13 protein-coding genes are annotated in these 14,771 nt (G+C 53.3%); 4 read left to right on the forward strand and 9 right to left on the reverse strand.

From position 1 onward, the window contains the following. The first annotated feature begins 182 nt into the window (after positions 1-182). Entirely contained in the window at positions 183-1,046 is an 864-nt protein-coding gene (tesB, locus tag F3J38_RS07830) for an acyl-CoA thioesterase II (RefSeq protein WP_167136554.1), read from the forward strand. A gap of 70 nt (positions 1,047-1,116) precedes the next feature. Here the strand turns inward: tesB and amtB are convergent, their stop codons facing one another. From amtB to F3J38_RS07855, 5 genes are all read right to left on the reverse strand, one after another. After that, on the reverse strand, positions 1,117-2,406 hold the full coding sequence (gene amtB / locus F3J38_RS07835; RefSeq protein ID WP_167136556.1) for an ammonium transporter AmtB: 1,290 nt from the start codon (positions 2,404-2,406) through the stop codon (positions 1,117-1,119). 33 nt (positions 2,407-2,439) lie between these two features. Further along, positions 2,440-2,778 (reverse strand): P-II family nitrogen regulator, encoded by a 339-nt coding sequence (glnK, locus tag F3J38_RS07840; protein WP_007886947.1) that lies wholly within the window; start codon positions 2,776-2,778, stop codon positions 2,440-2,442. Between the two features lie 259 nt (positions 2,779-3,037). Further along, a complete protein-coding gene (locus F3J38_RS07845; protein WP_167136558.1) occupies positions 3,038-4,813 on the reverse strand; it encodes a SmdB family multidrug efflux ABC transporter permease/ATP-binding protein in 1,776 nt (591 codons plus the stop codon). After that, positions 4,806-6,575: a SmdA family multidrug ABC transporter permease/ATP-binding protein gene (locus tag F3J38_RS07850; RefSeq protein ID WP_167136560.1), complete on the reverse strand. Its 1,770-nt coding sequence runs from the start codon at positions 6,573-6,575 to the stop codon at positions 4,806-4,808. Before F3J38_RS07850 ends, F3J38_RS07845 begins: the two co-directional genes overlap by 8 nt. A gap of 24 nt (positions 6,576-6,599) precedes the next feature. Then, a complete protein-coding gene (locus F3J38_RS07855) occupies positions 6,600-7,061 on the reverse strand; it encodes an Lrp/AsnC family transcriptional regulator (RefSeq protein ID WP_167136563.1) in 462 nt (153 codons plus the stop codon). 116 nt (positions 7,062-7,177) lie between these two features. Between F3J38_RS07855 and F3J38_RS07860 the strand changes: the two genes are divergently transcribed. Beyond that, on the forward strand, positions 7,178-8,209 hold the full coding sequence (locus F3J38_RS07860; RefSeq protein WP_167136565.1) for a PLP-dependent cysteine synthase family protein: 1,032 nt from the start codon (positions 7,178-7,180) through the stop codon (positions 8,207-8,209). 238 nt (positions 8,210-8,447) lie between these two features. Here the strand turns inward: F3J38_RS07860 and cof are convergent, their stop codons facing one another. Further along, positions 8,448-9,269: an HMP-PP phosphatase gene (gene cof, locus F3J38_RS07865; protein ID WP_167136567.1), complete on the reverse strand. Its 822-nt coding sequence runs from the start codon at positions 9,267-9,269 to the stop codon at positions 8,448-8,450. A gap of 93 nt (positions 9,270-9,362) precedes the next feature. On the opposite strand from cof, the gene F3J38_RS07870 reads away from it, so the two are divergent. Then, the gene (locus F3J38_RS07870; RefSeq protein WP_167136569.1) at positions 9,363-11,078 is read left to right on the forward strand and encodes an SgrR family transcriptional regulator; all 1,716 of its coding nucleotides are present in this window, start codon (positions 9,363-9,365) and stop codon (positions 11,076-11,078) included. Between the two features lie 26 nt (positions 11,079-11,104). Beyond that, complete coding sequence (queC, locus tag F3J38_RS07875) at positions 11,105-11,800, forward strand: 7-cyano-7-deazaguanine synthase QueC (RefSeq protein WP_167136572.1); 696 nt, start codon at positions 11,105-11,107, stop codon at positions 11,798-11,800. A 50-nt stretch (positions 11,801-11,850) separates the two neighbouring features. Here queC and F3J38_RS07880 read toward each other — a convergent pair whose 3' ends face one another. From F3J38_RS07880 to ppiD, 3 genes are all read right to left on the reverse strand, one after another. Beyond that, positions 11,851-12,258, reverse strand: coding sequence for an acyl-CoA thioesterase (locus F3J38_RS07880; protein ID WP_167136576.1), 408 nt, complete (start codon positions 12,256-12,258; stop codon positions 11,851-11,853). Positions 12,259-12,359: 101 nt separating this feature from the next. Continuing rightward, complete coding sequence (locus F3J38_RS07885) at positions 12,360-12,683, reverse strand: ComEA family DNA-binding protein (RefSeq protein WP_167136579.1); 324 nt, start codon at positions 12,681-12,683, stop codon at positions 12,360-12,362. A gap of 140 nt (positions 12,684-12,823) precedes the next feature. Next, positions 12,824-14,692, reverse strand: coding sequence for a peptidylprolyl isomerase (gene ppiD / locus F3J38_RS07890; RefSeq protein ID WP_167137133.1), 1,869 nt, complete (start codon positions 14,690-14,692; stop codon positions 12,824-12,826). Between the last annotated feature and the right edge of the window lie 79 nt (positions 14,693-14,771).

Consider the following 14,771-nt stretch of genomic DNA (forward strand, 5'->3'; position numbering starts at 1 on the left):
TATGATTGTCGGCGGTTAATTTATTGGGTAGCTTTTCAACCGCCGATTGACCTTAATTCTGGCACAAAAATCCGGATTGCGCCCAAAAGCACTGCCAGCCCGCTGAAATCACGGCAAAATCATTGACGGAAACTGGTCGGATCTTTCAAACTGACGCGATCGGAATCATTGAGGAATCGGCTATGAGCCAGGCACTACACAACCTGCTTAACTTATTAAATCTGGAAAAACTCGAAGAGGGCCTGTTTCGCGGCCAGAGTGAAGACCTCGGTCTGCGTCAGGTGTTTGGTGGGCAAGTCGTGGGACAAGCGCTGTACGCGGCAAAGCAGACCGTGCCGGAAGATCGCATCATCCACTCGTTCCACAGCTACTTCCTGCGTCCCGGTGATAGCGAAAAAGCCATAATCTATGATGTTGAAACCCTGCGCGATGGTAAAAGTTTCAGTGCGCGTCGCGTCAGTGCCGTACAAAATGGCCATCCCATCTTCTACATGACCGCCTCATTCCAGGCACCCGAAAACGGTTTTGAGCATCAAAACACCATGCCGCAAGTGCCAGGTCCAGACAATCTCCCCTCGGAGCAAGATTTAGCACAAAAGCTCGCGGCGCATTTGCCGCTCAAACTTAAAGAGAAGTTTCTCGCTGAGCGCCCACTGGATATTCGTCCGGTGCAAATTCATAACCCGCTAAAAGGCCGGGTTGATGAACCGCTGCGCCAGGTGTGGGTACGGGCGAATGGTCAGATGCCCGACGACCGCCGCATCCACCAATATGTGCTGGGTTACGCTTCAGATCTCAACTTCCTGCCTGTAGCGTTACAACCGCACGGCAAAGGTTTTCTTGAGCCAGATATGCAGGTGGCAACCATCGATCACTCCATGTGGTTCCATCGTCCGTTTGACCTCTCAGAATGGCTACTGTACAGCGTGGTCAGCACATCGGCTTCTGGTGCACGTGGTTTTGTGCGCGGAGAGTTTTACACCCAGGATGGCACGCTGGTCGCGACCACCGTGCAGGAAGGTGTCATGCGTCAACGCGAGGCATAAAAAAGGGGCGATATCATCGCCCCTTCACATTTTTATTGTTTTAGCGCACTGCTCTTCAGCAGCCCGGCACTTACTGGTTGTAAGCGTTTTCGCCGTGGCTGTTGACATCCAGACCTTCACGTTCCTGATCTTCTGGAACACGCAGGCCAACAATCATATCTGCCAGTTTGAAGCCGATGAAGGCGACAACACCTGACCAGATGATGGTCACACCGCAGCTGAACAGTTGAACCCAAACCTGATGACCCATGGTCACGCCTTCTGCGTAGCCTACGCCACCCAGTGAAGATGACGCGAACACACCGGTCAGGATACAACCCAAGATACCGCACACGCCGTGCACACCGAACACATCACATGGGTCATCAACGCGCAGCCATTTCTTCAGCGTGGTCACACCCCAGATACCTGCCAAGCCACCGGCCAGACCGATAATCAGCGCACCACCCACACCGACATAACCACAGGCTGGGGTAATGGCCACCAGACCGGCAATGAAACCTGAGCATGCACCCAGCAGAGAAGGTTTGCCACGCATCGCCCACTCACCGAACACCCATGACAGCACCGCACCCGCAGTCGCCACAACAGTATTCAGGAAGGCCAACGCGGCGATTTCATTTGCAGAAGAAGCAGAACCGGCGTTGAAGCCAAACCAGCCCACATACAGAATCGCTGTACCGGTAAAGACCATTGGCAAGTTGTGTGGTTTGAACGCTTCTTTACCGAAGCCCGCACGTTTACCCACCAGGTAAGCACCCACCAAGCCAGCAACCGCCGCGTTGATGTGTACAACAGTACCGCCCGCGAAGTCCAGCGCGCCGTCCTGAGCCAGCAGACCGCCTGCCCACACCATGTGTGCGATTGGCAGATAAGAAAGCGTCAGCCAGACCACCACAAAGATCAGTACCGCAGAGAAGCGAATACGTTCTGCGATAGCTCCAACAATCAGACCCACAGTGATACAGGCAAAGGAAGCCTGGAACGCAACGTGAATATACTGATAGAAGCTGCCCATTACGGCTTTCAGCTCAATGTTCTTCAGCATCGCCCACTGGAAGTTACCGAAGAAAGCGTTGCCTTCGCTGAAGGCCAGGGAATAACCGTAAACCACCCACAGCACGCACACTAAGGCAAAAGTCACTGCGACTTGCGTCAGCATGGAGAGCACGTTCTTTCCACGGATGAGACCGCCGTAAAACAGGGCAATGCCCGGGATTGTCATGAACAATACCAGTGCGGTACAGATCATCATAAAGGCGTTATCGGCTTTATCCGCAACGGCAGGTGCTGCCGCCATGGCCAGAGACGGTAACAGCGCCAGGCTGGTGAGGCCCAACTTGGTCATTAGTTTATTCATTTCTTTCCATCCCATCACAATTCAGAGCCCCAGTTACAGTGCTGCTTCGTCGGTCTCGCCAGTACGAATACGAATAACGCGCTGCAGTTCTGCGACGAAGATTTTGCCGTCGCCAATTTTGCCGGTATAAGCGGCTTTGCTGATGACATCCACCACTTCATCGAGTTGATCGTCCGCTATCGCGATATCAATTTTTACTTTCGGCAGGAAGTTGACGCTGTACTCGGCACCGCGATAAAGCTCTGCGTGACCTTTCTGGCGACCAAAACCCTTCACTTCGGTAACAGTCAGTCCCTGAATGCCAATGGAGGATAAAGCTTCACGCACGTCCTCCAGCTTAAATGGTTTGATTACCACGGTAACCAGCTTCATACGTTCCCCTCCGGATAATAAATTGAGTGAGTCTCGCGGACACGTAGGGATATAAGCAAACGCTGTGCCACAAATTAAAAAAGGGGAGAAGTCAGTTGGATAGACGCGCTAAATCGCGCTTCGTTATGTGATCGAAGGCGCAGTCTGAAGATTGGGTAAAAGAATGGTGTTGCAATATTGCACTTCTTTGGTGCTTTAAGCCTCAAAGAAGTGCATCAATACAGAACAATCCGATAAATCTGCGCAAAAAAGGTGCAAATCACCCTTCAGCTTGTACAGGGATGCTCGCCGCGAGTTCATCTCCTGCTTGCTGCAGCTGATACATTTGCCAATAACGCCCTTGCGCCGCCAGCAATTCGGCATGCGTGCCGCGCTCTGCCACCTGACCACGATGTAGCACCAATATTTGATCCGCTTCGGTGATAGTCGAAAGGCGGTGTGCAATCACCACCAGCGTGCTGTGCTGGCGGAGTGCGCGCAAGGCGTGTTGAATCGCCTGTTCGGTCCCTGAATCAATGTTGGCAGTCGCTTCATCAAGTATCAGAATTTGGGGTAACGACACCAATACGCGTGCCAGCGCCAGCAGCTGCTTCTGCCCCACAGACAGATTGTTGCCCTGCTCACCCAACCGCGTATGAATACCCTCTGACATTGAGCGTGCCAGTGTGGCAAGTTGTACGGTTTCCAGCGCCTGCCACACCTGCTCTTCCGGGATATCGCGTCCCAGCCGCACATTCGCTAATAGGGTATCGGCCAGCACCACCGGATCTTGCTGCACCATCGCGACGCTTTGGCGTAACGCGTTGTGCGTTAACTGCGGTAATGGACGATCATCCAGCTCAATGCTGCCGCGCGTCACCGGGTAATAGCCCATCAACAAGTTAGCTAATGTGCTCTTTCCACTGCCGGTATGCCCTACCAGCGCCACAAAACCGCGCGCGGGCACCTCCAGATTGATATGGCTCAGAACATCGCGATTATCGCGATAGGCAAAGCTGACATCACGCAATGTAATACGCCCGGAGGCCAGAGGCTGATTATCAGCGCCATAGTCTTGTTGAGTCGCATCCATTAATTCAAAAATGCGCTCACCCGATACGACGGCCTGTTGCAGCATGGACTGCTGGGTGGTCAACTCAATCAGCGGTTCATTCAGGCGACCAAGGTAGGTAATAAAGGCATACAGCACCCCTACCTCAAAGATACCTGGGGTAGCAAAACTGAACAGCATCAGCAAACCACACAGAATCATGGCGGAAAACAGGCTAAGCAGCGGCCGCAGCAGGAAGCCGTCCAGACGTAGCGTTTCCATACGCGCCAGATAGTGTGAACGGCTGGCTTCACCCATACGCTCCCCAAAACGCGCCTGTTGGCGAAACTGTTGGATTACGCTCATGCCGTTGATCACTTCGTTGAAGCCGTTGTTAATATCCGCGAGATAGCTGCGCACACGACGGGCAATCGGCGTACTGTAGCGCTGATAAATCAGCATCACCGTTAAGACCAACGGGAAGATGACAATCGCCACCAGCGCCATGCGCCAGTCAAGTGAAAACATCGCCACCAGCATCGCACCAATCAGCGCGGCACTGCGCAGCACCGTAGCCACGACGGTCACGTAGAGATCTTTGATCACTTCGGTGTCGTTAGTCACACGCGAGATAATCTGCCCAACCGGTTGCGTGTCAAAGGCACTGAGCGGCTGACGCAACGCCGCGTTCATCACATCCACGCGCAGCTGTTGCACGACGCCAATCGCCGCCCGGTTAAACAACAGCGCCTGAAAATAGTGCAATCCTGCTGCGAGCAGCTGCAGCAGGATAAAGCACACCAATAGGCCGATAGCGATGGCCCAAGGCATCTGATGTTTCGCCACCAGGTTGTCAATAAAGTAGCTCACCAGAACTGGACCGGTGACTTCAGCCGCTGCGGCAATCCATAACATGCCGACTGCCAGCCACAATGATTTACGCCAAGGTTTGCCATAAGCCAACAGGCGTTTCAGCGTGGGCCATAACCGTTGCGATTTAGCCATAGTTTGCGCCCTCTGCCGCTTCATCTTCATCCAGTGCGGCTTCCAACTGTTGATAACGGTACATATCGCGATACCAGCCCTCTTGCGCGGCGAGGGTGTCATGATCGCCACGTTGTGTTACCGCACCTTGTTGAAGTACCAGAATTTCGTTGGCCTCAGTCAGCGCTGACAAACGGTGTGCGCTGATGATTAAGGTGCGTCCTTTACCCCACTGGCGTAGGTTATGCAGGATTTCATACTCCGTGCGGCCATCAACCGCCGAGAGGGCATCATCCAGGATCAGGATTTCGGCATTCAGTAGCAACGCGCGCGCAATCGCAATACGCTGTTTCTGGCCGCCAGAGAGCATCACGCCGCGCTCACCAACCTCAGTGTCATAGCCCTGTGGCAGACGCAAAATGTCATCGTGCACACAGGCCATCTGCGCTACGTGTTCAATCTCCTGCTGTGTGGCGTTTGGGCGCCCCAGTGCCAGGTTGTTTGCCACGGTATCGGAGAACAGGAACGGGGTCTGACTCACCACGGCCAATTTGCTGCGCCAGCTATCAAGCCTTAACTGACTGAGCGGCAGATTGTGATAACGAATGTCACCCTGATCGATATCAAAGTGGCGCTGAATTAAGCTCAGCAGCGTACTTTTGCCGCAGCCTGTTGGGCCACACAGGCCCAGCATCTGCCCTGGCTTGAGCTGGAAGTTGAGATGGCTGAGTACCGCGCCCGCATTAGCCGGATAACGAAACTCGCGGATGGCGACCTGCAATACGCCCGGTTCTGCGGGCAACACTTTTTGTCCATCTTCCACCGCTGGCGCTTCCGCCAGCAGCGCGCGGATGCGGCTCCACGCTGCACTTCCGCGCTCGACGATATTGATCATCCACGCCAAGGCCAGCATCGGCCAAATCATTAATCCGAGGTACATGACAAAACTGGTGAGTTGCCCCAGGGTAAGGCTACCGTGCCACACCATCCAGCCGCCGCCCGCAATCGCCAGTAGATTCGAGAAGCCCACGGCGATGTAAATAATGGGATCAAAACGCGCATCAACCCGCGCCACATGCAGGTTCTTTTTCCCGGTATCGCTGGCGATATCAGCGAACTGCTGAGATTGATGATCTTCCAGACCAAAGGCTTTGATCATGCGAATACTGGTGAGGCTTTCTTGGGTCTGATCGTTCAGGCTCGAGAACGCCGCCTGCGCCACTTTAAAGCGCTGGTGCAGGCGCGCGCCGTCTTTTTGAATCGCAATCGCCATCAGTGGCATCGGAATCAATGCCAGTAGCGTCAACTCCCAGCTAATTTGCGTACTCATGACGGCCAACACAACCAGCCCCATCACCAGCGAATCCACCAGCGTCAGGACGCCTTCGCCCGCAGCGAACACCACACGATCGACGTCGTTGGTGGCGCGCGCAATCAAATCACCCGTACGATGGCGCAAATAGAAAGCGGGATGTTGTCGGCTGAGCTGGCGATAGAAATCCTCACGTAACTCAACGGCTAGCTGGTAGGATGCGCCGAATAGCAGCACGCGCCAGACGTAGCGCAGCAGATAAACAATAACCGCTGTCAACAACATCACGCCGATCCACATAAAGATTTTGCTGCCGCTCAAGGTATGCTGCGTCACACCGTCAACAATGATACCTACAACATGCGGCGGCAGTAATTGCAGCAGAGCAATGACAATGAGCAAGCTGACGGCGCCCAGATATCGCCGCCACTCGCGCAGGAAATACCAACTTAACTGGCTGAATAATCGCACAAGAAACTCTCTTTCTGTGCCCGCTTAGGGCGCTACCGGCAACGCGGTGGTATATTTAATCTCTTCCATGGCGAAACTTGACGTCACATCAATCAGGCCTGGCACGCCATTCACCAGACGTTTATAAAACGCATCATAACTTTTCATGTCGGCGACCTGGATGCGCATCAAATAATCGTACTCGCCTGCCATGCGATAAAACGCCATCACTTCAGGCATCTGCTGCACTACAGCAACAAATTGATGAAACCAGTCACTGCTGTGTTGTTGAGTCTTCACAAACATAAAAGCCGTGAGCGAAAGCCCGATCTTCTCCCCATCCAGCAGTGCCACGCGCGCACGAATAATGCCATCATCTTCCAGCTTTTTCAGGCGTTTCCAGCAAGGTGTGGTGGTGAGGTTAACCGCGTCCGCCAGAGCTTGAAGCGACAGCGTGCAATCCTGTTGCAGCATCGACAGCAAAGTGCGGTCAGTTTTATCTAGCATTTGGCACTCCGGGAGAAAATTTTTCTCTTATTCGGGCATTATAACCGGATTAAAGCAACTTAATTTTCCTGCTCGTGCCTTACACTGTGCAAAATAATGATTCTGGAAATGCCGCTATGCAAACGCCTTGGGTTCGTCACGCCATCAATGAAATTAACGCTGATTTTCAACGTTCTGCGGATACCCATTTGATCCGCTTTACGCTGAATGACTTTCCCGGCATTCGCTTTTACTTAAAAGATGAAAGCACCCACCCTAGCGGGAGTTTGAAACACCGCCTGGCGCGATCGCTGTTTCTGTATGGGTTAGCGAATGGCTGGATCCGCGAAAATACGCCGATCATTGAAGCCTCTTCCGGCAGTACCGCGGTATCCGAAGCCTATTTCGCCCGTTTGCTTGGCCTGCCCTTTATCGCGGTCATGCCTGCCAGCACGGCAAAACGTAAAATCGAACTCATCCGTTTTTATGGAGGGGAGTGCCATTTCATTACCGATCCTTGCCAGCTTTACAGCGAATCAGAACGTCTGGCGCGTGAGCTCAACGGCCACTTTATGGATCAATTTACCTATGCTGAGCGCGCCACCGACTGGCGTGGCAACAACAACATCGCGGAAAGTATTTTCCGCCAGATGGCGCATGAACCTTTTCCGGTGCCACACACCGTCATTATGAGTGCTGGGACCGGGGGCACATCAGCCACCCTGGGCCGCTATATCCGCTATCAGGGGCATGACACACGTCTGTTAGTGGTTGATCCGCAACATTCGGTGTTCTTCGACTACTGGCACAGCCGCGATACCTCACTGCTTAGCGAACGCGGCAGCCTGATTGAAGGTATTGGGCGCCCGCGGGTAGAACCGTCATTTTTACCCGACGTGATAGATGAGATGATAAAAGTGCCGGATGGCGCCACGGTGGCAGCGATGTTGCAACTGGAGAAGATTCTTGGTCGTCGTCCTGGCGCCTCAACCGGCACCAACTTCTGGGGGATGATGCAGGTGGCAAAACGTATGCGTGAGAACGGCGAACAGGGTTCGCTGGTGACGCTGCTGTGTGACAGTGGCGAACGCTATCCTGATACCTACTACAATCCGGAATGGGTGGCGCAGAATATTGGTGACATTCAATCGTGGCAACGTGACATATAACCCATACCCAAAATAATTCGAATTGCAGGACAAAAGAGTCAGGTGACACTTTTGAACAGCGCTTGCGCTGGCCCGAAGGGTGAGGCCACAGGCCGAATCACGCGGCAAACGAGAGAATCCCGATGAGCTTACTGAAGTAAGTGATTCGGGTGAGCGAGTGTAGCCAACGCACCTGCAATTCGAAGTATGACGGGTATGAAATAAAAAACCGGACATCCTGTCCGGCTCACTGTAATCCTCAGCATTCGGGGGAATAATCGAGGTGTGGTGTGGCCATCCAGTGATTTAAGTAGTGAGACACTGCCTGTGTCTCGCAATGTCCAATGATCGGTAAATGGGGTAATGACGCTTTGAGCTGGTTCATGGCGTTACCCATGATGAACCCGTTACCCACCCGCTCCAACATTTCGCGGTCGTTCATCGCGTCACCAAACGCCATACAATCTGCCATCGACAAGGATAAATGCTGGCATAAGTGCGCCAGCGCCGCGCCTTTGTGGCAGTCCAGCGGCAAAACTTCCAGACAATCCCACGCTGAAAAACAGATATTGGCGCGCTCGCCTAACGCTTGCTGCAATTCTACTTTGAGCGCCAGTAGAAGCTCATGGGGCGCGATAAAGCAGATCTTAGTGACTTCATGTGCCGGCATCTGACGTAAGTCGCGCAGCTGGTAGTGAAAACCGCTCATCACATGCGCTTCCATCACACTCAACAAGGGCTTATCGGTAAACCAGCCTTCATCGTTAAAAATGTGAATCGATGCAGGAGTTTGCCAGTGAGTGTGAATCACCTCTTCTGCCACGGAAGGAGACAAATCGCAGCCAAACAGCTGTTGACCCTCCAGATCGTGAATACGTGTACCGTTACCTGAGATAAGCCAGGCAGGTAAGGTGATTTGTTCGCGCACAGCCTGAATATCCATGAGATGGCGGCCGGTAGCAAAAGCAATGGTGACATCACGCTGATGCAAAGCATGCAGGGTGTCGATAGTTTCTTTTCCGAGCCGATGCGTTGGCAGCAACAGCGTTCCGTCCATATCAAATGCCGCGAGGCGGGCCATGCGAATTCTCCTGTCTGAATGAGGAATCTACTATCGCCTGGTAATTACGGAACTAATAGTGAATACTTTTATAAAACTGTTCCGGGTTTATCTATGCGCGAACTCCATCGGGTTAATCAATTTCAACGCCTGTGGCAATTAAGTCAGGGTGAACCACAACGTTTAAGCGTTGTGGCCATGGCGCAACACTGCTTCTGTAGCGAACGCCATGTGCGAACCTTGCTTCGCCAGTGGCAAGAGGCGGGTTGGCTCAACTGGCACGGCGAGTCTGGGCGCGGCAAACAAGGCGAACTGACGTTTTTGGTCTCACCTGAACAACTGCGTCAGCAGCTTTTAACCCAACAACTTGCGGCAGGTGAAGCGGTTCAGGCACTACAGGTGCTGGACTTGCACCCCGAGAGACTGGTGAAAATGCTGCGCCCGCTAATGGGCGGTCAGTGGCAAAACCAGGCGCCAGTGCTGCGTATTCCCTATTATCGTGCCATGGAGCCGCTGCGTCCGTTGAGCCTTACCGGACGTGCCGAACAGCATTTACTACGGCAAATTTTTTCAGGCTTAACGCGCTTCCGTGGCAATGACGTGGAAGGTGACCTTGCCCACCACTGGCAGCATGATGGCAGCGGAAAAGAGTGGTATTTCTGGCTGCGCCCGCAGCTCAGCTGGCATAACGATGAACCGATACACGCGGCGCAATTAGCCACTCAGCTGCAGCAGATTATGCAAACCGTCCGTGGAGGCCGCTTACTGGCCTCCATTGAACGCATTGAAGCCCCACATCCCTTAGCTCTACGTATTCAGTTGCGTCAGAGCGATTACTGGCTCCCCCAGCGACTGGCGCATCAATTCTGTCTCCTCCCCCACCCTGACTCGCCAGAGACAGGATGCGGCCCCTGGAAACTCACGCATTTTACGCCTGAACTGGTTCGCCTTGAGAGCCATGCCCGTTGGCACCTGCAACGCCCATTAATTCAGGTGGTGGAATATTGGATCACCCCGCAGTTATTTGCGCATGGCTTGGGCACCAGCTGTCGCCATCCGGTGCAGATTGCGATTGGGGATCCCGATGAACTGGATGCGCTGCGCCCGGTGGACCACAGCATTAGCCTCGGTTTTTGCTACCTTGCGCCACGCATTTCACACCGTCTCAGTGCTGCTCAAGCCAAAACCCTGATCGCTTTAATCCAGCTCAGCGGTGTGATTCAGCAGCTCCCCCTGGATGAGGGGCTGATTACTCCGAGCCAAGAACTGCTTCCCGGCTGGCCCGTGCCGCCGATGAAAATGACCGGCGTAACACTGCCGGAAAAACTAACGCTGCACTATCATTTGCCGATTGAGTTGCACGTTATGGCCCAAGCGCTGGTGCCCTTGCTGGCTCAACATGGATGTGAACTGACCTGTGTTTTCCATGATGTGAAAAGCTGGCGCGATGATACCGACCTGAGCGAAGCCGATGTGGTGATGGGCGATCGCCTGATCGGTGATGCCCCGTTGTTCACCTTAGTGAACTGGCTGGAAAATGATCCGCTATGGCATCCGCTACGCGCCTCGGTGCTGCAAGCGCCACTCGGTGCCATCGCACAACAACAGAGCCCAGAACGACGCACCGCACTGACGCATAAACTGTTTCAGCACTTAATGAATGAAGGTCATCTTCTCCCACTGTTTAACTACCGCTATCAGGTGTTTGCCCCACCGGGTGTTGAAGGTATTCAACTCAATACGCTGGGCTGGTTTGATTTCACCCGCGCCTGGATTCCGCCACCTGCCGCAGCCGGCACTGTTCAGCCCGCGCCTGAGCCAGTACCATAGGCGCACTGATTTATGGGGAAAATAAGATGAAACGAGCCGTTGTCGTATTCAGTGGCGGGCAAGACTCCACCACCTGTTTGATTCAGGCACTGCAACAATATGATGAAGTCCACTGCGTCACCTTCGATTATGGTCAGCGCCATCGCGAAGAGATTGAAGTCGCGGCGGAACTGTCACAAAAGTTGGGTGCCAGGGCACACAAAGTATTGGATGTCACGCTGCTTAACGAACTCGCGGTCAGCAGCCTGACACGCGATAACATTCCGGTGCCCACCTACGATCCTAACGCCAGCGGTTTACCCAGCACCTTTGTGCCGGGTCGTAATATCCTGTTCCTGACGCTTGCGGCCATTTACGCTTACCAGGTAGAAGCTGAAGCGGTGATCACTGGGGTCTGTGAGACCGATTTCTCTGGCTACCCTGATTGCCGCGATGAGTTTGTCAAAGCGCTTAACCACGCCGTGAGTTTGGGTATGGCGCGCGATATTCGCTTTGAGACGCCACTGATGTGGCTGAACAAGGCCGAAACTTGGGCACTGGCGGATTACTGGCAGCAGCTCCCCCTGGTTCGCGCAGAAACGCTAACCTGTTATAACGGCGTTAAAGGTGACGGCTGTGGCGAGTGTGCTGCCTGTCATTTGCGCGCGCGTGGATTAGCTGATTATCAAGCCAACGCCTCAGCCGTGATGGCGGTAATGAAACAAAAAAGCGGCCTGAACTGATTCAGGCCGCTTCAAAGGTTGGCGTGACAAACGCCAACTTGTTATAACCCTTAATGGCTTTCCACCATCAACGCCGACAGACGGTCGCGTAACTCCCCTTCCATCGGCACTGCTCGTTGGGTGCGCAAATCAATGCAGACAAAGGTCAATGCCGCGTCAGCGACCACTGAGTTATCACTCGCTAACAGCACGCGCTGAGAAATGATGCCGCTTTTACCACTGAGCTGCGACACTTCACTCTCAATATGCAGCACGTCTCCCAGCACCGCTGGACGCCGATAGTTAATGTTGATATTCACCACCACAAATGCCAACTGCTGCTCCATCAGCCAATGAAAGGCATCAACATCTTCCAACCACTGCCAGCGTGCCTCTTCAAGAAACTCCAGATAGCGCGCGTTATTCACGTGCTGATAAACGTCGAGATGATAACCGCGCACTTTAATGGTGGTTTGCATTATTGCTCCTGTTCAGGCTGAGAATAACAACTGGTATGACCTGTTGAGCATAGCACAGCCCGAATCGGTGGCAGATTAATCCTTTAAAGTCGCGAGCCGTCTCACAGTTTCAACCGGGCAAGATTGCGCTCAACCAGTGCATTGCCAATGCCAGGAATCTCTTTGAGTTGCTCAATGGCGCTAAAGGGGCCGTACTGCTCGCGGTAATTCACAATCGCCTGGGCTTTCTTCAAACCAATGCCGTTCATGCCCGCAGCGAGTTGTTCGGCCGTAGCCTGATTGATGCTGATTTGTCCCTCTTGTGGTGTGGAAACCTGTGTCGCCTGCGTCTCACTGGGACTCTCTGCCGCAGCCAGGCCGCTGGTATAAAGCGCGCCACCCAGCGCCAGTGTGATACATAAAGCGCGAAAAGTTGATTTCACCATGCTGTGTTTCTCCTTGTGTTTGACAGCCACAGCAGAGTGTCACAGCGCCTTTCAAGGCTCAAAAGGGCAATTCCAGAAATGGAAAAGGCCGCAGAAGCGGCCTTTAGGTTATTGCAGTAGATACACTTTTTTTGTGAGGCTTACTGGTTTTGTGCTGACGCGCCGTACTTGATCTTCGCGTCTTTACGCAGATTTTCCAGCAGCGCTTCAAACGCGATCTGTGCGTTGTTCTGCGTCACGCCTTTCACCATCTCATCAATCTGCGCTTGCGGCATGTTGCCCGGGCTGACTTTATCCAGCGCCACCAGCACCACATTGCCTTGCATATCTTCACTCACGCCCCAAGACGGTTTGTTGTCCGCTGGCTGTGGCAGATTGAAGGCCGACTGTGCGATAGGATCCTGCGCGTTGCGGTCAAAGGATTTGCTGGCGCTCAGTGTTAAGCCTGCGGCTTTCAGCACTTCTTCTTTACCGGCTTTGAGATCGACCAGTAATTTGTCGGCCTGTGCTTTCGCCTGCTGGGTCGCTTTGTCGTGCTTAATGCTATCGGCGATCTGCGCTTTAACCTGATCCAACGGCTTCACTGCTTCCGGTTTATGTTCGCTAATACGCAACACGAAGGCACGATCGCCATCCACGCTGATGATGTCAGAGTTATTACCCGGCGCACCATTTTGTCCTACCAGACCACCGTTGAAAATCGCCTGCTTAACCTGATCAAAATCGAGGTCAGCCGGTACGTTATCATGGGTGAACCAATCGCTTTCAACGACTTTCAGACCAGAAGCCTGCGCTGCACCCGCCAACGATTCATTGTCATTGCTGGCCGCTTCGCTGACTTTCTGCTGCATCTTATAGAATGCATCAACCGCTTTTTCCTGCTTCACTTTTTCCGCGACAGCATCATGGATCTCGGCGAGCGGTTTAACTTGCTCAGGTTGGATGTCATCCAGGCGGACCACCAAGTAGCCAACAGAGGATTTAATCACGCCAGAGAGTTGCCCCTTCTGCGTCAGGTTGGCATTTTTCAGCTCATCAGGTGTGGTGCTCGGCTCCAGCCAGCCCATATCACCGCCCTTGCGCGATGAAATCGGGTCAATGGATTTGGTTTTTGCCAGGGTGGCAAAATCCTCGCCCTTTTTCAGTGCATCCAGTACGGCGTTAGCGTCAGCTTCAGTCTTGGTCTGAATCACGCTGTAGCGGTTATGCTGCGGCTGTGAGTAATCCGCTTTATGCTGATCGTACCAACTCTGAACATCGGCATCGCTGACAGCTTGCTGCATGCTTGCCGCGTCCATCTTGATATAGCTGACGCGGAACTGCTCTGGCGCCATAAAGCTATTCTGATGCTGCTGGTAATACTGTTTGATTTCATCGTCGCTTGCGGTTTGCTTCGCCGCCAGGGCATTGACATCAATCACAGCCTGTCGCACTTCACGCTGTTGTGACACCAGGTCTACTAACTTGCTGGTTTCGCCTTTCAGCATGAAATCGGTGTTTGCCACGGCATTAATCAGTTGCTGAGTGGCTAACTGCTTACGCAGTGCCTCAGCGTATTGGTCGGCGGTAAAGCCCATGCTGGTGATCATGCCGCTGTATTTAGCGTTGTCAAACTGACCATTGGTCTGGAAAGCTTTCTGATTAAAGATTGCCTGCTTAACCTGCTCATCGCTGATGCCAATGTTCAGATCTTTGATGTACTGATCGAGTAGCGCTTGATCAATCAGCTGAGACAACGCCTGCTGACGCATCTGCTGCATATAGCCTTCGTTGCTGGCTAACTGTGAGAACTGATCGCCCAGCATTTGCTGTTGACGGTTGCGCTCATTGTTATAAGCCTGCTCTAACTCGCCACGGCTAATTTCATGACCGTTAACTTTAGCAGCGTAGTCGCTGCCACCGCCGATCAGGTAGTTGCCCACCCCGGTCAGTACGAATGACAGGATGATCAATCCTAGAATGATCTTGAGCACGACATGATTCGACGCCGCGCGTAAATTGTCCATCATGGTATGACAACACTCCGCTGTAGTGTGAATGTAAAGCTCTAACACGATGCCATCATCGTGCAACTGCTGTTCAGGCTGG

This window comes from Candidatus Pantoea formicae (assembly GCF_011752625.1).
GTDB classification, from domain to species: Bacteria; Pseudomonadota; Gammaproteobacteria; order Enterobacterales; family Enterobacteriaceae; genus Pantoea; species Pantoea formicae.

Bases quoted from the DNA above. Each gene is read 5' to 3' on its own strand.
- tesB (WP_167136554.1), top strand. From the start codon at position 183: ATGAGCCAGGCACTACACAACCTGCTTAACTTATTAAATCTGGAAAAA.
- amtB (WP_167136556.1), bottom strand. From the start codon at position 2,406: ATGAATAAACTAATGACCAAGTTGGGCCTCACCAGCCTGGCGCTGTTA.
- glnK (WP_007886947.1), bottom strand. From the start codon at position 2,778: ATGAAGCTGGTTACCGTGGTAATCAAACCATTTAAGCTGGAGGACGTG.
- F3J38_RS07845 (WP_167136558.1), bottom strand. From the start codon at position 4,813: ATGGCTAAATCGCAACGGTTATGGCCCACGCTGAAACGCCTGTTGGCT.
- F3J38_RS07855 (WP_167136563.1), bottom strand. From the start codon at position 7,061: ATGCTAGATAAAACTGACCGCACTTTGCTGTCGATGCTGCAACAGGAT.
- F3J38_RS07860 (WP_167136565.1), top strand. From the start codon at position 7,178: ATGCAAACGCCTTGGGTTCGTCACGCCATCAATGAAATTAACGCTGAT.
- cof (WP_167136567.1), bottom strand. From the start codon at position 9,269: ATGGCCCGCCTCGCGGCATTTGATATGGACGGAACGCTGTTGCTGCCA.
- F3J38_RS07870 (WP_167136569.1), top strand. From the start codon at position 9,363: ATGCGCGAACTCCATCGGGTTAATCAATTTCAACGCCTGTGGCAATTA.
- queC (WP_167136572.1), top strand. From the start codon at position 11,105: ATGAAACGAGCCGTTGTCGTATTCAGTGGCGGGCAAGACTCCACCACC.
- F3J38_RS07880 (WP_167136576.1), bottom strand. From the start codon at position 12,258: ATGCAAACCACCATTAAAGTGCGCGGTTATCATCTCGACGTTTATCAG.
- F3J38_RS07885 (WP_167136579.1), bottom strand. From the start codon at position 12,683: ATGGTGAAATCAACTTTTCGCGCTTTATGTATCACACTGGCGCTGGGT.
- ppiD (WP_167137133.1), bottom strand. From the start codon at position 14,692: ATGATGGACAATTTACGCGCGGCGTCGAATCATGTCGTGCTCAAGATC.